The 23,310-nt window shown below is 38.1% G+C and carries 17 protein-coding genes; 2 read left to right on the forward strand and 15 right to left on the reverse strand.

Features of this window, described 5'->3' with window-relative positions; translation table 11 throughout:
- Window positions 1-25 precede the first annotated feature (25 nt).
- The 9 genes from ACVBAX_RS14805 to ACVBAX_RS14845 all read right to left on the reverse strand — a co-directional run bounded on the left by ACVBAX_RS14805 (window position 26) and on the right by ACVBAX_RS14845 (window position 11,756).
- Window positions 26-1,240, reverse strand: a complete 1,215-nt coding sequence (locus ACVBAX_RS14805) for a NupC/NupG family nucleoside CNT transporter (RefSeq protein ID WP_447117670.1) — start codon at window positions 1,238-1,240, stop codon at window positions 26-28.
- Between the two features lie 551 nt (window positions 1,241-1,791).
- A complete protein-coding gene (locus tag ACVBAX_RS14810) occupies window positions 1,792-6,201 on the reverse strand; it encodes a hypothetical protein (protein ID WP_447117671.1) in 4,410 nt (1,469 codons plus the stop codon).
- Complete coding sequence (locus ACVBAX_RS14815; RefSeq protein WP_447117672.1) at window positions 6,188-6,925, reverse strand: DUF6063 family protein; 738 nt, start codon at window positions 6,923-6,925, stop codon at window positions 6,188-6,190. Before ACVBAX_RS14815 ends, ACVBAX_RS14810 begins: the two co-directional genes overlap by 14 nt.
- A complete protein-coding gene (locus ACVBAX_RS14820) occupies window positions 6,915-7,862 on the reverse strand; it encodes a hypothetical protein (RefSeq protein ID WP_447117673.1) in 948 nt (315 codons plus the stop codon). The genes ACVBAX_RS14815 and ACVBAX_RS14820 overlap by 11 nt, the downstream gene beginning before the upstream one ends.
- Before the next feature lie 14 nt (window positions 7,863-7,876).
- Window positions 7,877-8,431, reverse strand: a complete 555-nt coding sequence (locus ACVBAX_RS14825) for a hypothetical protein (RefSeq protein ID WP_447117674.1) — start codon at window positions 8,429-8,431, stop codon at window positions 7,877-7,879.
- Window positions 8,418-9,440: a Wadjet anti-phage system protein JetD domain-containing protein gene (locus tag ACVBAX_RS14830; RefSeq protein ID WP_447117675.1), complete on the reverse strand. Its 1,023-nt coding sequence runs from the start codon at window positions 9,438-9,440 to the stop codon at window positions 8,418-8,420. The genes ACVBAX_RS14825 and ACVBAX_RS14830 overlap by 14 nt, the downstream gene beginning before the upstream one ends.
- A gap of 131 nt (window positions 9,441-9,571) precedes the next feature.
- Window positions 9,572-9,727 (reverse strand): hypothetical protein, encoded by a 156-nt coding sequence (locus ACVBAX_RS14835; RefSeq protein ID WP_447117676.1) that lies wholly within the window; start codon window positions 9,725-9,727, stop codon window positions 9,572-9,574.
- A gap of 258 nt (window positions 9,728-9,985) precedes the next feature.
- Window positions 9,986-11,494 carry a GMC oxidoreductase gene (locus tag ACVBAX_RS14840; protein ID WP_447117677.1) on the reverse strand — a complete coding sequence of 503 codons (1,509 nt, stop codon included), beginning with the start codon at window positions 11,492-11,494 and terminating at the stop codon, window positions 9,986-9,988.
- Window positions 11,495-11,615: 121 nt separating this feature from the next.
- On the reverse strand, window positions 11,616-11,756 hold the full coding sequence (locus ACVBAX_RS14845; protein WP_447117678.1) for a hypothetical protein: 141 nt from the start codon (window positions 11,754-11,756) through the stop codon (window positions 11,616-11,618).
- A gap of 107 nt (window positions 11,757-11,863) precedes the next feature.
- Between ACVBAX_RS14845 and ACVBAX_RS14850 the strand changes: the two genes are divergently transcribed.
- Both ACVBAX_RS14850 and ACVBAX_RS14855 read left to right on the forward strand, forming a co-directional pair.
- Entirely contained in the window at window positions 11,864-12,007 is a 144-nt protein-coding gene (locus ACVBAX_RS14850) for a hypothetical protein (protein ID WP_447117679.1), read from the forward strand.
- 221 nt (window positions 12,008-12,228) lie between these two features.
- Complete coding sequence (locus ACVBAX_RS14855) at window positions 12,229-12,414, forward strand: hypothetical protein (RefSeq protein ID WP_447117680.1); 186 nt, start codon at window positions 12,229-12,231, stop codon at window positions 12,412-12,414.
- A gap of 655 nt (window positions 12,415-13,069) precedes the next feature.
- Here the strand turns inward: ACVBAX_RS14855 and ACVBAX_RS14860 are convergent.
- The 6 genes from ACVBAX_RS14860 to ACVBAX_RS14885 form a co-directional block, all read right to left on the reverse strand.
- Entirely contained in the window at window positions 13,070-14,035 is a 966-nt protein-coding gene (locus ACVBAX_RS14860) for a tRNA dihydrouridine synthase (protein ID WP_447117681.1), read from the reverse strand.
- A gap of 720 nt (window positions 14,036-14,755) precedes the next feature.
- On the reverse strand, window positions 14,756-16,993 hold the full coding sequence (locus ACVBAX_RS14865; RefSeq protein ID WP_447117682.1) for an alpha-galactosidase: 2,238 nt from the start codon (window positions 16,991-16,993) through the stop codon (window positions 14,756-14,758).
- 102 nt (window positions 16,994-17,095) lie between these two features.
- On the reverse strand, window positions 17,096-20,122 hold the full coding sequence (locus ACVBAX_RS14870; RefSeq protein WP_447117683.1) for a glycoside hydrolase family 2 TIM barrel-domain containing protein: 3,027 nt from the start codon (window positions 20,120-20,122) through the stop codon (window positions 17,096-17,098).
- 34 nt (window positions 20,123-20,156) lie between these two features.
- On the reverse strand, window positions 20,157-20,975 hold the full coding sequence (locus ACVBAX_RS14875) for a carbohydrate ABC transporter permease (protein ID WP_447117684.1): 819 nt from the start codon (window positions 20,973-20,975) through the stop codon (window positions 20,157-20,159).
- A complete protein-coding gene (locus tag ACVBAX_RS14880; RefSeq protein WP_447117699.1) occupies window positions 20,968-21,858 on the reverse strand; it encodes a carbohydrate ABC transporter permease in 891 nt (296 codons plus the stop codon). The genes ACVBAX_RS14875 and ACVBAX_RS14880 overlap by 8 nt, the downstream gene beginning before the upstream one ends.
- Window positions 21,859-21,997: 139 nt before the next feature.
- On the reverse strand, window positions 21,998-23,287 hold the full coding sequence (locus tag ACVBAX_RS14885; RefSeq protein ID WP_430776303.1) for an ABC transporter substrate-binding protein: 1,290 nt from the start codon (window positions 23,285-23,287) through the stop codon (window positions 21,998-22,000).
- Window positions 23,288-23,310: the final 23 nt, after the last annotated feature.

A 23,310-nucleotide genomic window follows, 5' to 3' on the forward strand; every position in this document is an offset into this window, starting at 1 on the left:
TAGTTTTTAAATGTGGTGCAAACGCTTAAATAAATATTCCTGCAATCGCCGCACTAAGTAAGGAAGCTAACATCCCAGCCACAACAGCACGAAGTCCAAGCTTGGCAATATCCGATCGACGACTCGGAGCTAGTCCACCTAAACCTCCTAAAAGAATCGCCATGGAGCTTAAGTTCGCAAACCCACAAAGTGCAAAACTTACTACAATAACGGTTTTTGGACTTAATTGCTCAATTTGTGGTGCAAATGCAGAATACGCAACAAATTCATTTAAAACTAGTTTTTGACCAATAAAACTTCCTGCGGCTACCGCTTCATTCCATGGGACACCTACTGCAAACGCGATTGGAGAAAACAATATTCCTAGAATCGACTGTAGTGATAGAGAGTCATAGCCAAATAGTCCACCAAGACCACCTAATATTCCATTGATTAAAGCAATTAATGCAATAAACGCGATTAACATCGCACCTACATTTAAAGCAAGCTTTAATCCGTCTCCAGCACCACGAGCAGCTGCATCGATCACATTTACCGATTCTGTATCTTTTTCCATTTTTAACTCACGAGAAGTCTCTGATTCTTCCGTTTCAGGCATCATTAATTTAGCTAAAACCAAACCTGCTGGAGCTGCCATGAAACTAGCTGCTAGTAAATATTCAAGTGGAACACCTAAAAGAGAGTACCCAACAAGGACTGAACCCGCTACAGAAGCTAGTCCCCCCGTCATTACAGCAAACAATTCGGATTGTGTCATTTTATCTATAAATGGACGTACAACAAGTGGTGCTTCTGTTTGTCCTACGAAAATATTTGCAGCTGCCGACATGGATTCCGCTTGACTTGTACCTAATAACTTTGCTAATCCTCCGCCAATAATTTTTATAAACCACTGCATAATCCCTAGATAATATAAAACCGAGATTAATGATGAAAAGAAAATAATAATGGTTAGAACTTGAAAGGCAAAGATAAATCCAAATTGATCTGCACCTGCTAAAGGTCCAAAAACAAAGGAAAGTCCTTCGTTCGCATAATTAATCACATCTTGAATTCTCATTGTGAACCAGTGTAAAGCAGAACGCCCAGCTTCCCATTTTAAAACGACAAACGCAAACGTCAGCTGAATCGCTAAACCACCAATAATCGTTCGGTAATTAATCGCCTTCTTTTTATTTGATAAAAGAAATGCAATTCCTAAAACAACAAAGATCCCAAAAATTCCCCATAATACATTCATGTTGTTCACCTCTATAATGTAGTGTAAAACCTGAAAAAGCATATATTTATAGATTTATAGAAAGCGCTTACTAATTGTTCTAAAAAAAATTTTCCATTAACTCCTTTGTATCGGAACATTCGTTATCAGACGTCCGACCACTATAATCAAAAAAAACTTTAGATGAAAAGTAACTGGTTATTTTCCGCCTTTTGTATCCCCTTTCATTTTCTCGAACAACTTTCTCTCACATTATAAAGGTAAGAGGTCTAACAACTCAACACTTTTTTTATGTAAATAATATCCGGTTTGGAAACAAGGACATATTATATACATAAATTCAAATGAAACCTTACCACTACTGCGCCAATAACCTTATGGTCGTTTTCAATTCAAACTATATATTTTTGGTAGCACAGGTGATGAGACATTAAATCAACAGTCATAGGACTTAATAAAAGACTTTAAATATCTTCACCCATTAATTTTCCTCCTTCAAATTGTAAGAGGCAACTCCCAAATAAGGTTAGTTGCCTGCTTTTAATATGACTTGCGAAACGTGTTTTATTGTTTTAAAACAACTCTAACTGCTCCACTTCACCCAGACGCTCGAGTGCTTGTGGCTCATGATCCTGGAAGAACGCTTGGTGTAGCTGTTTGACTTTGGTCATAATTTGGTTCTTAGAATCAGATGCTCTTCTCAATCGGCAGCTGTAGATAACTGGGAAGAATTCTCTCAGGAACTTACCTTCAGCATGAGCAGTAAGTGCAATAATTTGAAATCCTAATTGTTCTGCAATAAAAAACACCGGATTTAATACATGGTCACTTGAGGCTTTCCCAAACGGATTATCCATAATAACAACTCTGTGCCGCTTCATATTCGCATCGATATGCTTTTGTTTTTCTGCTACATAGTTAAGGATTCCTAAGAACAATGTCATATTTTTACTCCACTTTTCACCGCCAGACCAGGCATTCGACTGCTCCCATGTATAGGATCGAGTGGTAATTTGATTATCATTGGTCACCTTTCGACAACTTACCTTGATTGATTCATTATTCATAACCACACGAAGCAGTTGTTTTGAGTGAAGCCAGGTTTCAATTTCTTTCCGTATCTTCCCATAATCCTCATTACCTTCGGCTGTTAAAAAGCGCTCTGAATCTAATTGTTGTAATATCCACTCAATATGCTTTCTAATCCGGATTTTCCCATCCTCTTCCGTCCATTCAGGTATCTTGAATTGGTAGATTTTCTTCCAAGTGTCCTCTACTTTCACCTTTGTTTTCTCAGGAATGATAGCCAGTTCCCCTGCCACGGTCAATAGATGACTATTAATGTTGGTAACAAAATGCTCTAAGTCTTTGTCATGATTGATTATGGTCGTCTCACTATATTTAATGGCTGACTGAATCCGTTTTTTCATATGTGTCTGGAACTCAATTACTTCTGAATATGTTTTCTTATTATCAATTCCTTGACGAGCCATCTCTCTCATTTTCACATCTGTTATTCTCAACTTACAAAATGACTTAAACCTTTCTTTCGCCCTATCAACCTTCTCTGATTCTTTTAAAACGGCCTCTTGAGTATGTTTCAATTGAACAGTTAATTCATTTACAAACCGTAATCTTTCATAAGTAAATTCTCTAATTTCTTCCTCACTCAGAAAGCTTGATTGAACTGAAGGTCCCTTGAAGTGATGTGCCTCTTCAAAACGATCTAGACTATAGAATGCTGTAGAAATGCTAGTTTGCTCTTCACTTAAGCGACTTTGTTCAGTAATTAAATAATGTTTTTGTTCTTTCAATTTCTTTTTCTCTATTTTTAAGGAAGCTTCTACCTCTTGCAAGGATTCAGTGAAAAGAATTGGTTTTTCTGTAGAAAAAGCCTCATAAAACTTGTTAAGGGCTTGATTGACCACTTCATCTTTCCTTATTTTGATCGCTCTCCGTTCCTCACATGCCTTACTTATCTGTTGTAACTGTAGCTCTTTATCTCTTCTAGTCGTACGAAGTACATTCAGTTGATATTGACCATCTGGTGGAAAAATCATGTCTTCATCTGGATTTGGGAAGTCTTGCCTAAGCTCTACCATTTCTTTATCAAGGCGATCCATGTCACCGGCCACTTGCTCAATCTGTATGGAAATTTCGTTTCTAGTACTAGAGATTTTTCTTAGCTTATACTGTAGCTCTTGACGCTCTTCAACAAGTAAAGTTCTCCCCTTATTTGTATAAATAGGAGAATGATGCTTAACTTCCATATACAAATCATCTTCTATTAATTGGTTATAGGCAACCTCCACAAACCTTACCCTATCTTTGATGTCATCGATCTCTCCGTTAAAACGACTTAGCTGGGTGTTGATTTTGTTTATGGACTCGTCATACTGATGGCTTTGTTTAGATAATTCAATTTGTTCGTTATTTATTTCAACATATTCCTTTTTCAGCCGAATATATTCATGACCACTGATTACTTTTTGTGATAAGCCGTTATACTCATCTTTATTTACTTGTACTCGATCTCTTTGTTTCGTGATTTGTTTATTGATCTCATCTACCTTCAACGTCCATTCTCTTTGTTGATGCTTTAGTATTTGTAAAGAGTTAATTAATGTAGCTAGGTTTTCCCGTTGTTTCTGAACATACTCAAAAGGATAATTAGTAAAGAACTGTTCAAGTTGTTCATTTGATTTTCCCCACACACTAATAAGATTCTCTACTTCCTTACGAGCCAATGTTTCCTCATCAGCACGAACCTTCGCTGTCTTTTTCCAATCAAGAAAATAGGACTCTATTTGATTCGATTTCCAGTGTTCTGGTACAACAGGATACGAATCAATCATTTCCCCTTGGACGATTGCACGAGCTTGTTCCAATGTAATAACCTCAATAGGATACTGAAGTTGTTGGGAGACAGACTGTAGTTTTTGTTTCACTTGTTCAGCTTCTGGTTTTGTTGTAACCAATGTAAGCGGCCAAAGTGGATAATCGTCCGCAAAAGTGGTGGTAGACTCTCCTAGTGACTGTATATACTCTACCCCTGTTTGCAATAAATGGAATTGATTCTTCCATTTTTTTAATTGTTGTTCAATATATGGATCAGCAAAGAAGGTATCCTGCTTTTCATAATCATCTAAAAATCTGTAAGCAAGTCGCTCCTTATACAATCGGTGCTCTTTATCACTAGACAATAATCTTATTGTCTCTTGAATCTGTTGAGTTACGGAATCCTGTCTCATGTAAACAGAATCCATAGTCCCCCAGCTAGCACGTAATTTCACTAGAGAATTCTTGACTTTTTGATGAGCTGCCTCTGCCTGATCAATAGTTGATTGTAACTTATGCCTCTCACTCTCTTTTAGAGTTATTTCAGAAATTGCTTGTTCGAGTTGAGGCTTTATTTTACGTTCTTCTTCCAACAACTGTTTATTATGATTCAGTAAGCGGACATTTTCCTCATCTAGGTAAACCAGACGTTGTTCCCACAAGACCAAATGATCCTTAACTGATTCTTGATTTGGATTAGAAAGGATACTCACTTTAATCCGTTGCAATTGTTTATCTAAACTGTCTATCTTCCCTAGATTCTGGTTAAAACTTTGTTTCACTACTTCAAGTTGCTGTACTACAGTTTGACGTTCTTCTGTTTTCTGTTGAATGTGATTTTCTATTGGCCGCAACTCTACGAGAAGGTCCTGTTTTCGCTTTTGACTTTCCTCAAACTCATTTCGAAAATAACCCTGTATTTCCTGGCTGTTGATAGTCAGTTTTTCCTGAATCTCCTCGATGTCCTCTTGTTGATCGAAAGAGGTTAGCCTCTCTTTTAGTAGAACCATTTTTTCATGCTGGTCCATAAATTCCTTTTTTAACTTTGCTAGTTTTAACGAGTAAAATTGTTTTTCAGCTAGTTGTAGTTGTTCTTTCTCAATCAGAAGTGCCTCTTCTTGAGCTTTAAGTTCCTCTTTGATGTCTTCAAGTTCGGAATTCTCTACTTGATAGTTGAAGGAAAGGAGTTTTTTCTGGTATTCTCTATCCTCTATTTCCCACTGGTTCATTTTCCCTTTTATTTCTTCATATGCTTCTTTTACCCTTTGCTCTTGGCGTAATATTTCTTCTAGCAGCGATTTGGCCCGCTGCTTCACTTCCTCATAGCTTTGCTGTTTCTCAAAAAGCCCTTCATAGGTTAAGGAGTATAGGTTAAGTTGTTCCTCAATGGCTTTATTTTCTTCAATTTGAGTCTTTAATTCTTTATATAACTTAAAGCTGTCACGCCGCTTTTCGAACGTATCGACAAAAGTGTTTGGAGAATGGCCAGCTATAGCACCTTCTACTGTAGGAATCAACAATCGATCAAATAGTTGATTGGTTTGTTTGCACTCATCGAAAAAAGCTTCGACTCCACCTTCCGTACTATTGATTTTCACGATGCTATCCCATTCGTTTGCAATAATATGGTATTGTTCCTCAATATGTTGTTGAAAGGCTTTAATGGTTTGGAAGGTATGTGCATTCATATGCTGCTGCACCATTTGCTGGTAATAATCAGAAATTTCTCCTCGGTCAGATGGACGATTGGAATCACTACGAACAAAAGGAATTCCTTCAATTCCGTTCTTGTTCCCTGGTTCATATGGATACACGTACCGATAGGAATCAAGCCCCTCTTTGGTTAGAAACAAACTTACCGCCGTAACTAAATATCTCCTTGGCTTTTCAGATAAAATCCATTCAATGGCCACATGAGCTGGGTAATTATCTAGTTGAAGGGTTTGTTTTACTTTTCTATCTGCCAATGAAGTATGGGGAATAATAGCCTGAAGAGTCATTTGAATAAAGACCGTCTTTCCCCCACCATTTTCTAGTAAAATGGCTCCATTATATCCGTCAAATCTAAATATTTCATCATTATATCGCTTCATACCATCCTCATAAACCACATTTGTGAACCGAATCTTACTAATTGAAGGCATGCTCATCCTCCTCCCATTGATAGATGAATTCCAAAATACCTTTGTTATATTCCACTTCCATGAAAAAACGTTGTACAATCGTTTTTGCCTTTTCTGTTAAAATGACTTCATTATTACCTATCTCAGCGATTAACTCCTGATCCAACAAGAATCTCTTAGCTGTATCCATAAAACTTAGTCGACTAATCGTATTCCCACTCTGTCTTTTAGCTGACTCTTTTATATCATTCATGTCTTCCCATTTATCAATAATCTGTATCCAGTTATAAGAGAACTCTCTCTCCCTTTCTTTCAACTTCTCTACTTCAAGTTCTTTTAACATTCCAATACGTTCGTCCACCATTCGGGCCCACTCCTCTATCGGGAGGAAATCCCTGGTAGGTTCAAGGGTTTGGTAGCTATTATAAAATCCACCAAATAATATTATGGTGGTAAAGTATAGCAAATAAATATCTGCATTAGTTGATCCTGATTTTAAATATGTCCTTTTCATATATTCATTGTTTATATGAAACGGTGAGAGTCTTGTTTCAGGGATTAGATAAATCTTTTCACCCGCAATGACAATGACGCAATCCACTTTATGAGCAAAGCCATCCAATAAACCACGGATGGAGTCATCCGCAACATAAACAGCTAAGGCATCAGATCCTGCAGATCCATCTCTTGCTAAAATTGTATATAGTTCAAAGGCCTCCATTACCTTGCTTTCACTATAATTCATCTATCAAGTCCTCCTGTATATGAAAGTCCATATTTTGAATGGAGTAGCGATTCGTAACTCGTATTTTCTCTTTTCTTTCTGTTGCGACCAAAACCTTACTCCCCAAAAGAGCTAAGGCTTTATCTAAACTATGGTTCTGTCCCTCTTCCCCTGCATCCATTTCTACTACCTTCGAGATAATAGGTGAGCGTTGGTGTAATAGAATCCAAAAGTCATAGAAATAACGCTGATGAAGTAGAGATTCTTCTCTTTCACGTAAGTACTCTATTACACTAGAAAGCTCTGAATAACCCTCCTCATATGCTGCTAAGAGCCATTTCATTACATTCCCATAGCAGTTACTTAGTCGAATGAGGTAATCATTATCCTTCTCTTCCCCAACTTCCATAAAGCCATAGTTCACCTTTTCTTCTCGTTCTTCACGGATATTTTGCTCGGAAAATAGGGTTAATGGAGACCAAGAACGTTCATGATGAAGCTTTAAAAAGGGATGTAGAATCCCTTTCATCGCTTCTAAAGGAAGTGGGGTTCCAATTACTCTAGCATTAATGTCTTGGTCAAAATTAAACGCATCAATTCCCGTATAATATAAGGACTCTTGTGCCGCTTTAAGCGTGTGATTCTTTAACTCTACGCTTTTCTCGAGAAGTTTTGAATGCTCATAATGGACTTCCTCTAGACGATTCGTAATGGTTAAGACAGCGGAGTAAGCTTTTGGCTCTTTTATATGATAATCCTTTTCAAAAAGTCGTTCCTTTGTCTCTTTAACAAATTGTCTTAACTCTGAGAATTCCTCATTTTCTCTTTCTAATCGGGAATGGATATCCTCTAAAAGTAGCTTATATCTATCAAATGTTTCCTCTGAAACAATACTTCTTTGAACTTCATGCCGTAGCTTGGTTATTCGTTCATTCAATGACTCCACGTCAATATGCATTTCATTAATCTGCCTTAAGGCCCATTAAACTCCCCCTTCTCCAATTGTTTCCTTAGCATTAATTGGTTAATTGACAACTGAAACTCGCTATAAAACTCCTTTGTCGCAAAAACAAGTTCTAAGCCATCTTCATCTAAAGTATAGAACTGGGTATTAGTCTTTGAGTCAAATGAGTTAGCTTTCAAAAGCGAGTACTCCAATTCTTCCTCTTTAGATGTCTCCCAATTGTGAAAACCATAGGAACGCTTTTTCCCGGTAGTTGGTCGAAAAGTTAAGATGATCGTAGAAGCGATATCCTCACAGTTTTTTGCATCCAAGGCATACTGGTTCTCAGTTATCCCTTGTATAAAGTTTGCTAAATTCTTTGCCCCTACTTTTGGGTTACGCATAATCTTTTGCTCAAAGAAAAATAGTAAAGCTAATAATCCCAAACCCTTCATATCAATAGGTTGATCCAGTTGGTCTTTAAGCTTTTTTCGATCTAATTCGTAAAGAGGATCAAACAAAGCTAGCCTTCGCATCCGTTCACGGAATCCAGTAGTAATATCTGAGACATCATTCCACTCCATGATTCTGCCTCCAAATCGCCTGAAGCTCTTTTGTTTTTAAAACTTCTTGTGGAAGGTACTTTCCTTCAGCTAAAATCAGCTGAAGTTTGTCAGTTTCTTCTTTTGTAAAGAATGGTAAGAAACCCACCAAAGCGTCTTGATCTAATCGTTGATTGATTTTTCCCGCTAATGGTGCCTTTTCCAAGCAACCCCTATAAAAAGGTAGATACGGCTGAACTTTCTTTTTCTCATTTAGCCGGTGCCATATAAATATCCCAGAACGGTCTAGATCACCAAAATAGTAAAAGGTATGCTCAGCACCCATAATCGGTAACTGCTGTTCAAACTGTTCAATACTTTTAATAATCTTATTTCCACTCCCGTAAATTAACGTAGTAAAGGACGTTACAGGTAAAATTTGAACTAGTGCTTGAAACGTTGTCTTATTCTCAACAATTAAATGCAAATGGGATTGATTTGTTACAGCTTTAGGATTAACTGCAAACATTAAAGGATCAGAAACTGGCATTACTCTCATGGCCGACCATAACCCAATTCTTTCTAGCAGCTCCTTGCCTCTTTTATCGTCAATCCATTTCTCATCTCCAACAAGCTCCACACTTCTTTCCGGAGCCGGTACCTCATACTCAGGAAGTCCATTCTTTACTAAATAGTCATGAATTTTATGTAGATAAGGGAGGTCATGTTTCCATATAGAAGAGTCTAATTTGAAATATTGATCTAACTCTATAGAAGGATGTAACTGGAGTCTGAGCTTCATGATTTCCTGATGGAGACCTTGTTTCAGAAGCTTAGTTTGTATTCGGTAGGAAAATGCCAAAGAAGGGGTTCTCCTATTTCTCCCTTGGGCTTTTACCATCACTAATATACCCTCTTCCTCTAGCGTAAGGAGTATATCGGCAAATTGTTCATACAAGATATTAGTTAGTTCTGGAAGGGTTTCAAGCTCTTCCAAGGATACCGTTTTTTTACTATATTTTAATAACGCTTGGATTACATAATCCCTCATGACAACTCTCCTTAAAAACTGACAATCTTTTACTTTATTCTACTAGAGAAGTATTATTTCGTCAGTAGGGAAAATGTGTAAGGGAAGGGCCCCCAGCCTTTCTACTTGTAGCCCAAAGCTGGAGCCACCAATCACTTTACCTTATCTAATTCTGAGCAATTCTGTTTTCTGTTTTCTGTTTCAATGTTACCTTTTTGTTCAATCACATAGACTAGTTCCTCGATAATATCGTTTAATCGCATTTGACTAGTATCTTTACCTAATATAATCGTAGTTTTATAACACAATTTTTTCTCCTGTTCAGTCATTCATATCCCTCATCTCTAATATGTTCTTACACTTATTATTACCTCTTTTTTTAATTATATTCATAGTTTCGAAGTTAATATTAAACAATAAAACGAATTTCTCATTGTTCCATTTCCTTTACGGAGCTGGTGAAGCGAATATTTATAACTTCTTAACGAATGATTTATAGGTAAAGGAAAAGGCCATTGAGATGATCTCAGTGGCCTTTTTTGTATTATTCTATTCGCTTAATATTTCTATTCTTGTGAGATATAATCAGCGGTATGGAAAGCTATGGCCATCATTGTAAGTGTTGGATTCGCAGCACCTGAATGTGGTAATACACTATTATCAGCTATAAAAAGGCCAGAAATATTATGGACTTGCCCATATTTATTTGTAACAGATGTTGCACTATTATGTCCCATTCTACATGTTCCCATTTCATGATAATCAAGTCCAGGTGGTCGTAAACAAATTTCTTCTTCTTTTTTCCCCTTCATAACAACTAAGGAGTCTTCCATTTTCTGCTTGATAATGTTAATAAGTTTAATATCTTTTTCACTATAAGAAAAATCAACATGAATTTTTGGGATACCAAAATAGTCTTTTTTCGTAGGATGTAATGTTACTCTATTCTTGAATTGAGGTTCAACTTTTCCAAAGCCTTGTAAATAAAAAGGAACTTTATCTCTTAATGGTATTCTTCTCTCATGATAAAAAAAAGTCCCTCCACGTCCATACAGTTGAAGTTGATATGAATCTTCTTCTGCTTGCGGTACTAATATACCCAGGTTCCCGAAGTTCTCCGGAAATTCAGAACGATCAAAATTGCCATTAACCTCTAAAAAGGAATGATTGACCAAATAATGTCCTATGGCTTTCCCCTCAATTCCTGAATTCAATAGAATTCTTGGGGTCTCAAGTGTACTAGTTGATAAAATAATATTTTTTGCTCTTACTTTATAAGTTTTCCCTCCCCATGTTAGAACCTTAACTCCTGTAGCCTTATTATTTTCAACGTACACCTGAACTGCACGAGAATAGATTGCCAAATCAAATGGACTTAAATTAAGAGACCTTGCTAAGAAATCAATAGAACTAAAGAAAACATCCGATCCAACTTTTCCAAACTTCGCCTGTGAAATATCCGTTGCGATTGGTACTGAAGTAGCTTGAGGAAAACCGTTCTCTCTAAGACGATCTAATAGTATATCAGTAATATGAGAATCTTTTGTAAATTCCTGGGTAACACTCAACACCTTCTCAACGTTATTATAATAACTGAGTAACTCTTTATAAGAAATTGGCCAATCCCCGAGCTCAAACTCCATTTCATGCATCCTTGGACAAACAGCTGACCAAAATAATGTTCTTCCTCCCAAAGCAAATACAAGTCTTGCTCCAGGGTATTGTGGAAGTTCCCACCCAATAGGTGTGGAAATTTTCGGATTCAAAAAGTAACGTTGGAAGCGTTCCACTTCTAACGTTGAAATATTTTGTGCATGAGTTGGCAACAATAATCCTCCAGCTTCAATTATTCCGATCTTTTTTCCTTTTCCTTTCCACTGTTCACACACTCGATAAAGAGCTGCACTTCCCCCTGCTCCACTTCCTACTATAAGAACGTCATATTCTTCTGTTGACATTTTTTCAATTGGGATTGTTGGAATCCAATAATCTAAATAGTTCTCAGGCATTTCTGGATAACATACTGGAGGAATCGTGCTTTTGAAGTTAGGTATTGTTGGAAGATACACTATCATATTTGTTATTACTTGATTAGGACTTGAAATGTGAGGATTAAGATTTAATAATGATTGAATGTCTGTTTCATAACTTGCTGCAATTTCCCATAATGTATCTCCCTTTTGAGCTATAATTATTTTAATAATATCCCCTCCTCAAATGATTTCCCTTTAATAATTTATTAAATTCGTGAAGTACTATTACACTTCTTAAGTAATTAATTTGAGTAGGGATATGATCTGTTGATGCCCCATAAGCGTATAATGTAATTTTCTTCATTCCTATCACTCCTAATTCTAAGTGACAAGATGTTATCTAAAGTATGTTTATATTCATTTGTTGAAAGGGATAGACAAAATATTAATTTACAACATATTGCAAGAAGATTGGCAAATGAGATAGCGGATAAAACAGGATTAAATATTAAAGTTATTAATGAAAATCAAGGTCATCGAATGGAATATAACGAACATGATGAAAAAATGTGGATTGCAAGTATGGCTATGCAAGGAATTGACGATGATTACTGAGTGATTAAGGTTTTGTCCCACCAGTTCAATAATGATAACGTAAAGCTATTAGGGAGAGAGTATGTTAAGGAACTTACAAGTTGAAAAGATAACAGTACCTTTTCAAAAAAGAGTTATTAACTCGTTGGAAAGAAAGAGATGAATCTATCGTTCCAGAATTTGCTTTAAATTGGGAAGGTAAAGGAGTTTCGAATGGTTTTGGAGAGTGGCTAGCTGAAGAATTGTTCAGAAATAAAGGATATTATGTTATAAATGATGAATTTGACTTGTTTTCAAAAACCTCAAAATACAAAATATATAATGATATAATTTCAGTAATAATAGGAAAAGAGAAAGTTGAATTATTTGAAAAAGTTGCAAAGGATTTACATAAGAAGGGCTGTGAAAAATTTTTGAAAGATGGCTAGTCAAGGCTAGAAGGCTTGGTAAAAACCAAGCCTTCTATCAACATTTCTCAAGTTTTAAAATATCTTATTTTATATTTAAATCTAAATTTATATCTTTTTACTTTTTATATCTAATCTTATTCCCAATTCCTTACAAATAGATAAAGAATTATGATTAAAATAAACCTTTTTTGTTATTTAAATCTAAATTTACGTCTTTTATTTCTTATAAACTAACTGTAAACATTAATTAGATGAAAGTACCCATTTAGGTTGTTTATATGATCCTTTATTCACAATAGTATTGTCTTTTTTGTGCATCTCATACAACAGGTTTGTAATTTTTTTCTTTTTTTGTTTTTCGTCTAATGCATCGGATAGTTAATATTAATATCATTCTTATCTATATCATCTTTGGGAGAAATAAATTCTATGATAAGATTAAAAATCTATCTAACCATTCTTTATTAAACTGAACTTCTACTTTCTGCTTTACCATCACTTGTGATACGGTTCACCGAACTTAATCCTAAAAGCCCCCTGCAACACTTCTGCTATAGGAATTCAGCATTTAAAAGGGCACTGCTCTTTATAGAAACAGGACCCATTTAACCATCTTAAGACGAGCCGCCACAGCCTCGCAATGTGAGAGTTGCATCGTTCCACTGTCCCCGTCTCATAAATATTCTTTTTCAAAGTGATCAAGCAACGCACGCACTTCATCTGTTGATTTCGTGTTCATCAATTGATTTCTTAATTCACCAGCGCCACGGAATCCTTTGACATAGATTTTGAAAAAGCGGTGAAGCCCTGTGATTGAACGCGGCACTAATTCTGCATATTGATCTTGAAGATCAAGCTGTAGTCTTAATAAATCAAGGTATTCTTTACTGCTATGCTCTCTTGGCTCTTTTTCAAAAGCAAAAGGATTTTTAAAAATACCTCGCCCGATCATAATGCCATCAATCCCATATTGTTCTGCCAGCTGCAGCCCAACTTTACGGTCAGGAATGTCTCCATTGATGGTTAGAAGCGTATTTGGTGCGATACGGTCACGTAATTTTTTAATTTCCGGAATAAGCTCCCAATGCGCATCTACTTGGCTCATTTCTTTTCTTGTACGCAAGTGAATAGAAAGGTTCGCAATATCCTGTTTGAAAATATGCGTAAGCCACTCCTCCCACTCAGAAACCTCCTTATCGCCAAGTCGTGTTTTCACGCTGACAGGCAGTCCGCCCGCTTTTGCTGCTTGAATCAGTTCTGCTGCCACGTCTGGACGCAGGATCAGGCCACTTCCCTTCCCTCTTGATGCCACATTCGGTACCGGGCAGCCCATATTAATGTCGATGCCTTTAAATCCTAGCTCTGCCATGCCAATACTCATTTGACGGAAATATTCGGGATTATCTCCCCAAATATGTGCCACCATTGGTTGTTCATCTTCTGTAAAAGTCAAACGACCACGCACACTTTTCATGCCCTCTGGATGACAATAGCTATCCGAATTTGTAAACTCTGTGAAAAATACATCTGGTCGACCGGCCGCACTTACTACATGACGGAAAACAACATCTGTCACATCTTCCATCGGTGCAAGTACAAAAAATGGTCGTGGTAATTCACGCCAAAAGTTATCTATCATTTTAAACTCAAATCCTCTCTATAAATACAACATTAAACTCTCGGTATAAACTCTTATGTTCTACATCTTTTACACTTATATCATGCTTAATTACTTATGATCAAACACAAGTACCTTTTGATAAAAATCGGCCAAGTTTATTTTAACGAAAATCGGCCCTAAATGGTATTTTTATAAACAAAAAAGCAGCTGGTAGATTTTTTCTATATCAACTGCTATTCTATTATACCAACTACACTAGTTTCTTCTTAATTAATCACGGTGGGTGAAACTTTAACCCTGAGGTTGCGCACGGACTGTACGCAACTTTTTGCTGTTATGAGTTAGTGGTTCTTCCGATACTAATGGCGGTTTACCGACGCATCAAAATGAGGGTCTCAGCCAAGCAAAGGTAAAAATAAACGGAGATTTTCCGGTTAAAGACAAAATGAAGCTCGTTTCGGGGCATATAAGAGGAGATTTTCCGGTTATGCAAAGCAAAACCCTACATTTTCACCTTATTTGAGCCAATAGGGGGAATATCTCCGTCTATTCTGACTGTTTTTTATTTTATTTTTTACTTAAGCGGAATTTATCCGTCTATTTTTCATTAATAAACTCAAAGAAAACGCCATTACCATGCTTGTTAGGAATGTAGGAAAATTACAAATTCAACTTACTAATGCAGCAAAAAATCCCTCAAACTATGGTACGAGGGATTTTCCACCTTTAATCATTCCTTTAAAAATGATTGTTTTCTGTCCTTTTTAAGTAAAACACACAGGATTGGAAGTCTCCTCCGCGTTTTGCTGACTGCCTATTAACACCATTAAATTCTGTTGGCAGTTGAAGACCGACTTGCATCAGTTCATCTCCAAAATACATCTGCCCCTCTACTTCATACACCCCATCTTCTATTAACCCTCTTAGCAATAAGGTCTGATGCTTTCGAGAATTCGGTGTGGCCAATACCTTATAGTAGCCTACCAATGCCTCTGATTGATCTGGACTCACCACCATCCAGGCAGTTTCATTTCCATCAAAAGGGCTTAGTAGCCTGTAAAAATTTCCATCGCGAATCAAGCGTCGATGTTCTTTATAGAAGATCACCTGCTTCTTTATTTCATCCTTTTCTTCCTCCGTTAACGTTAGGGGATCCAATTCATAGCCAAACGTCCCAAAATAAGCGGTATTCGCCCTTGTTTCTATTGGTGTTTCTCTTAATGTCTGATGATTTGGTGCAGCTGATACATGGGATCCCATACTGTACAATGGATAAGCAAAGGAGGTTCCATACTGTATCTTCAACCTTTCGACGGCATCCGTATCATCACTTGTCCATGCCTGTGGTGCATAAAATAGCATCCCAGGGTCAAATCGCCCACCTCCACCTGCGCAGGATTCAAACAATACCTGCGGAAACTCAGTCGTTAACTTTTCATAAAGAGAATACACCCCTAAAATATACCGGTGGAAAAACTCTCCCTGTTGGTTCGCACCTAATTTTTGTGAAAAAGCCTCCGTGATATTACGATTCATATCCCATTTAATATACGAAAGGTTGGTTTGCTTGATAATTCCAGCCATTTTCTCATAAATATCATCAACAATCTCCGGTCTGGAAAAATCAAGAACGAGCTGGTTCCTCCCCAATGTACGAGGCTGATTAAGCATTCCAACTGCCCAATCTGGATGCTCCCTATATAACTTACTGTTCGGGCTAATCATTTCGGGTTCAAACCAAAGACCAAATTTCATACCTGTTGCGGTAATTTTTTTGGACAAGCTTTCCAATCCATTGGGAAGTTTATTCAAGTCCACCTGCCAATCTCCTAGGGAAGAGGTATCGTCATTTCTTTTTCCAAACCAGCCATCATCGAGAACGAACAGGTCAATTCCTAATTCACTGGCTGATTTAGCAATGTTCACGAGCTTTTCTTCATCAAAATCGAAATACGTGGCTTCCCAGTTATTAATTAAAATCGGACGCTCTTCTCTTTTCCATCGCTCAGGTATTAGATTGTCACGGTATAGATGATGGAAGGCCTGACTCATTCCAGTTAGACCCTGGTCGGAGTATACCATCACCACTTCCGGTGTTTGAAAATGATCCTCAGGCAGAAGACTCCACTTAAATCCAAATGGATGAATCCCGACGGTTACTCTCGCCATATCATAGTGATCCACTTCTACCTGCATAATGAAATTGCTGCTATAAACAAAGTTAAAACCGTAAACTTCCCCAGTGTGCTCTGTCGTATATGGTCTTCTTAATGCCAGGAATGGATTATGATGGTGTGAGCTTGCCCCACGTAAACTTGAAATCGACTGAATTCCCATTTCTAGTTGGCGCTCCTTGACATGCCTCTCCCGTGACCAAGTCCCTCCTAGATGGGTCATCATAAGATCTTTATCCGGTAGGTCAAGTACTGCCCCCATGAGCCGATCAATCATCAGATTTTCGCTGCCCCTATTTTTCAAGGATGCACTTCTAGTAATAACAGGTTTGTCTCGGAAAATGGTGTAAGTAAGTGTCAATTCCGCTTCAAGAAACTCATCCTTTAGAAAAATTTGAAGGGTGCTGGCATCCTGGTGATCATTTGCATAGGTGGCAGGAAGTCCTTTTAGCTTTGGCTTTCCTTCTAAGATTTTAAAAGAGTCATAGGTGAAATTTGGTATATGGGGCTCTGATTCTTTCCTAACGATGATCGCTGGTTCCCTGAAGTCTGAGTTTCCGTACGCAGGATACTCTTGTCTTAATGTTTCTAAACTAAAGGCCGGATCATCCTCATACACATGACAACTGGCAGCGGTTGGGACATCATAGGTTTGTAAATGGGTAAAATCCTTCCTGTTCCGTAATGCCTTGCCGTAATAAAGATGACCTAACTGCCCATTTTTCATCACATGAAAAATATAGCTTATTTGCCCATTCGTTAAATGAAATTGCTGTTTTTCTAGATTTGTATGTATGAACATAATCTCACCTTCTCTTCTCCTAGTTCTAAGAATTCCTATGAAAGAAGGGAAGCTAAAAAAGCTCCCCTAATTTTGTTATACTACTACCTATTCATTCATCTATTACACTCGTTGAATCATAAATTCAAATTCTAGATCCTGGTCTCCCTTGATCAAGTGCTCGTCATGAACTGGAGCACCCCAGCTGTCGTCTCCACCGACCCCCATTTGCTTGGCGGCGACTGTTACAACCGTATAGTGGACATTGGGCAATTCATAGATATGCTGTGCATTCTCCAGTTCCAATGCCGTATATGGAGAAAAATTACACTCCAACGGCTCAGTTACCGAAGAAATCTTTATTCCCTGACCGTTACGACTGGTCACGTTCACACGACGGACACCGGTTCGATTACCAGATTCCTGTGGCATAACATAATCTGATAGATTGTCAGATACCTGGTTTTTAAAGGTAGTTAGTTTTGTACCCATCGCACGGTCTGAGTAATTTTCTTCCGGTCCCATTGCATACCAGTCAAGCTGGTCATAATCCGCTGGAAGCTTGAAAGAAACTGCAAAAATCGGCATTTGTGGTAGATTTTCAGCTCCCTTATAAGCAGACTTCACACGAACGCTTCCATCTGGGTATACTGTGTAAACAGTCTTCACCTCAATGTCTTGGTTAATGGAGAATTTATAAGTAAAAGCAATGCTCACTTGGTTGCTATTTTCTTCAAGTTCAATATTTACACACTTTCGTGCAAGACTTGCCGCAAACCATAGCCCCGAATGGAAGCTTTGAGAAAAGCCACGGTCATTATCCGTTGTGGCTCTCCAGAACAATGGTGCAGGAGGCATGGAGATCATTTCTTTCCCCGCATAGTTTAGTGATACTAAGCTTCCGGCCTGCTTCGAGAACATCACGGAGAAATCTCGACCATGAACGCCAATATTCACATCACCACGGACAACACGTAAATCCCCGCTTCCTAAAACTAATTCTCTAGAACCCACCTGATACACATATTGACCAAAGGCAATCTCATATCCTGCTTCAGCCCAAATGGTGCTTTGCTTCAATTTTAATGAGGCTTGAATGCAATATTCACCTGAATCATGAGTAACTTCCTCAGGGAATGTAAACTCCATTCGCCCCTCACTTTGCGGTTCAATGGCTACTAGAAGAGTGTTTTTGTACAATTCCTTTCCTTCACGATATAACACATACTCGAGTTTGTAATCTGCTGCATTAGAGAACAAGCTTTCATTTTTTATCGTGACACCAGTCTGGTCTGGTACTAGTTTAAAATCTTGATATAAAAATTTCACTTCCTGCATTTTTGGAGAAAGCTCGCGGTTTGCGTAGACGATCCCATTTGTACAGAACCCATAATCCGTAGGGCGATCGTCAAAATCACCACCATAGGCTAGATATTCATTTCCATAACGATCCTTCTTATAAATGGATTGATCTATATAATCCCAAATAAATCCTCCCTGATACATCGGGTACTTCTGTTCTAGTTCTGTGTATTTGTACATCCCACCAAGTGAATTCCCCATCGCATGCATATACTCGCAGCTAATGTACGGCTTTTCAGGATGTTCATTTAAATACTTCTCAATGTCGGCAGGCTTTGCATACATACGGCTTTCCATATCACTGGTGTCATTATAATCACGATTGTGGAACACACCTTCATAATGAACAAGTCTGCTAGGATCAGCCTGTTTGAAATATTTCGAGACATTCAAAATAACTTCACCCGCGTATGATTCATTCCCACAGGACCAAATTAAGATGGACGGGTGATTTTTATCTCGTTCCACCATGGATATTGCACGGTCCATGACAATCGATTCCCACTCTGGCTGGTTACCTGGAATATTCCATGAAGGCTCAACCGCCCCCATTTTTTGCCACGATCCATGGGTTTCAAGGTTCATCTCATCAATGACATACACACCATATTCATCACATAATTCATACCAATAGGTTTGGTTCGGATAATGTGACGTACGAACGGCATTGATGTTATGCTGTTTCAAGGTTTTAATATCCCAAAGCATGTCTTCCTTTGTAATCGCACGACCATGACGAGGATTGAATTCATGACGGTTCACACCCTTGAATACAATACGCTTTCCGTTAAGATGCATGATTTTATTCACGAGTTCAAATCTTCTAAACCCAACCTTCTGGGGAACGACCTCTACTAAACTTCCAGACTGGTTATAGATTTGAAGAAAACATTTATACAAATAAGGATTCTCTGCACTCCATAGGGTTGGATGCTCAACAGGCATCGAAATCAACCACTTGCCATCGAAATATGTAGCACTTGCTGTTTGAACTAGGCTCCCTTTTGCATCGACCAATTCAGCAGTTATTTTTGAAGGCTTCTCCCCTTGAAGCTTTAAATCAATCGAAAGTGTCCCTTTTGTAAAAGATGAATCTAGTTCAGGACGAACATGAAGGTCAGCGACATGAATTTCTGGAATGGTATAAAGATAGACATCACGGAAGATTCCTGAAAATCTCCAAAAGTCCTGATCCTCAAGCCAACTGCCGGTACTCCGTTGATAGACCTCCACCGCGAGTTTGTTCTCCCCCTCTTGTAAATAGGGAGTTAACTCAAATTCCGCAGGTGTAAAAGAATCCTCACTATAGCCAACAAACTTACCATTTACCCATACATAGAAGGCAGATTCTACTCCTTGGAAAGAAATATATACCGGCTTTTCCTGCATCGTAGCTGGAACATGGAAATACTTCACATAGCTTCCAACTGGATTATGATCCGTAGGAATTTCCGGTGGACGAAGTTCATGATGTCCATCCCACGGATACATCGTATTCACATATTGAGGCTGTCCGTAGCCCTGGAGTTGAATATGCCCTGGAACGGTAATGTCTCCCCAGCCAGCACAGAGATCATCTTTTTCAAAAAAGTTTACTGGGCGATGTTCGGGATTCATACTGTAGGTAAACTTCCAATTTCCGTTTAATTCGTTTCGCAATTTCATTGGTGACTCTTTACTTGCTTCTTCCATGGTTGTGTAGTACACATGGTCGGAATGAGCAGGAACACGATTAACCGCATACACATTTACATCTGTAAGCCAGCTTAAACTTGGTGTAGTTGTCATATCTATTACACTTCCTATCTATATTTTTAATTTCCTATTTAACAGAGCCCATCATTCCAGCAACAAAATGCTTTTGCATAATAAAGAAGATCAGTGCTGCCGGTAAAGTCGCAATAACAATAGCCGTCATAATCACGCCAAAGTCAGGAGAATAACTAGAACCAAGTACCGATATCAACAATGGAATGGTTTGATTTTCTGGTGACTGAAGCACAACAAGTGGCCAAAGGTAGCTATTCCAGCTGGCCATAAACGTAATAATGGCCGCCGCTGCATACGTGGTTTTCATCGTTGGAATATAAATTCTAAGAAAAACGCCTAGCTCCGTTAACCCGTCAATTCTTCCTGCCTCAAGAATGTCCTTTGGAAACATCTTCGTACTTTGTCGGAAGAAGAAGATGAGAAAAGCAGTTGTTACGGTTGGTAAAATAACCGCGGAAATGGTATCAATTCCAATCATCGGTGCCGTTTGCGAAATCGTTCCAAACATCCTGAATAACGGAACCATTAATGCGGCAAATGGAATCATCATGGAAAGGAGCAAGAAATTAAATAAATAGTCCTTTGCCTTGCTTTGGAAAATCTCAAACCCATAGCCAGCCAATGAAGCGATGAGCATTCCAAGTACAGTAGTAATAATTGAGATATTCGCAGAATTAACTAGGGCAGGAATAAGATCAACTGTATTAAGAAGATTGGTTACATTTTCTATTAAATGACTTCCTGGTAATAATCTCCCTTTTGTGACATCCACTGATTTATTCGTTGCACTGATGATCATCCATAAAAATGGAAAGATAGAGACAATTGAAGCGATCGTAAGAAACCCATACCCGAAGACTTTTTTAAGCATTTTTATCACCTGCCACTTTAAACTGAATGATGGAGAAAATAACGATCAAAATAACAATTGCATAGGAAACCGTAGCTGCATACCCAAAGTCCGGCGTATATTTAAAGGATAGATTGTAAATATACTGAGAGATGGTCATCGTCGCATTCCCTGGTCCACCCACCGTTATATTCATGACTTCATCGAACAGTTGAAGCGTTCCAATCGTAGAGGTAATGCTAGTAAACAAAATGATTGGTTTTAACATAGGAATCGTAATTTTGAAAAAGGTTTGAATCGGTGAAGCACCATCGATTTTGGCTGCTTCATAAATAGAATGATCGATGTTTTGAAGGGCTGATAGATAGAAAATCATGTTATAGCCAGTCCAGCGCCAGGTAATGGCGATAATGATCGTGATTTTCGCCCAAAATGGATCCGTCAACCATTGAACCGGCTCTGAAATGAACGATAGCTTCATTAACATAATATTAATCAGACCATCTTGACCAAATAGATATTTGAAAATAACAGAATAGGCAACAAGCGAGGTGACACACGGTAAGAATATGGCCGTTCGGAAAAAGCCCTTAAATTTCAATGCCTTATCATTCAGTAAAACCGATATAAACAATGCAAGAATAATCATCAATGGGACTTGAATGATTAAGTAAATCACTGTATTTTTTACCGTAGTTAGAAATACAGGGTCTTTTAATAAACGTGCATAATTTTCGAAGCCGACAAAGGATAAGTTTGTTCCCCTACCGGATTGTAATGACATAATAAAAGCCTGAACCATCGGGTAAAAATAAAATAAGCAAATCAACACGGCAGCAATCGTTACAAACGACCAGCCAATGACTGTGTTTTTCAATCGATGCCCGCGGGTGGACTTAACTATCTGTGTGGATGGGTTGGCTTTTGCAGGTATCACATCAAGTCATCTCCTTATCTAGTTTTTTAAAAATAAAAGCCCCGACAATCTCGCCTGACACTGAATCGCTGAAGCCGACGAGTTTCGAGGCTTTTACCCTATTAAATTATTTCACTTGGGTTTCCGCTTGACCTTGAGCATCTTCTAATGCTTTATCAAGCTCTTTTCCTTTAATAAAGTTTTGTGCTTCCACTGCAAGAATGTCTTCGATTGCATATGTGTGTAAGCCGAAGTTTACTTGTGGAATTTCTGCTGTCCATTTTGCGAAATCAGCAATGATTTGTTGACCGCCAAAGAACTCGTCTGCTGCTTGGTATGCTTCACCTTCAGAAGCTGGCTTGTAAGTACCGATTGCACCAATTTCTTTATTGATCGTCTGATAGAACTCAACGTTTGAACCGAACGTCTTTCCAAGGAACTCAGCCGCTTTTTCTTTGCCTGGTACGTTAAGAACATACCAAGAGCTTCCGCCTAAGTTTGAAGCATTTACAGAATCAGCTACACCAGGAAGTTTCGGGAATGGAACCACTGCCCATTTGCCAGATTGTGAAGCTTCCGCTTTCACAGAAGGAGTAATCCAGTTACCTGTTGGTACTGTTGCCACATCACCGCTGTTAAATCCTGCTAAGAATTGACTCCAGTCAGATACTGGTTTCACTAAATCGGCATCTAATAGCTTCTTATAGCTTTCAAATGCCACTTTAAGTGCTTCATTATCAGCCAAGTTAGGTGTGACACCATCTTCTTCTAAGTACCATGAACCAGCTGTTTGAATCATCATACGAATTAATCCAAGGTCATTAGGATCTTGTGTTAACATTTGTTTCCCAGTTGCTTCTTTTACTTTTTTTCCGATTTCAATGTACTTATCCCAATCGATGTTTTGTAGATCTTCAACTTTATAACCAGCTTGCTCTAAATAATCGGTTCTTACATATAGACCTGTAACGCCCGTATCAAATGGCAGACCGTAGTTCTTTCCATCTAAGCTTGTTGGAGCAATTTTATAATCAGCAAAATCTTCGGCTTTAAATGTGCCTGTTAGTTCGTGGAACATATCTGGATATGCCTGTAGGAAGCCTTGTGCACGATAATCTTCAATAAGAACAATATTCGGCATCCCTTTCGTTGTACCAGAACTTAAGCTCGTGTTTAACTTTTGAATAATGTCATCTTGTGCGTTTTCGATAATATTAATCTTTAGTTCTGAATCCTCTGATGCATAGGTTTCTTTTGCAAGTTCCATTGCTTTAATGTTAAAATTCGGGTCCCAAGCCCAAACCGTTATTTCATTTGTATCCTTTGCCTCACTAGAAGTCTCTTCTGTTTTAGAGCCTGAGGAACAAGCCGTCAGTAACAGAAAACTTGCTAAAAATAATACAAGAAGCTTTTTCATCGATATCCCCCCAATTTTGATTT

Source organism: Robertmurraya sp. GLU-23, assembly GCF_052983275.1.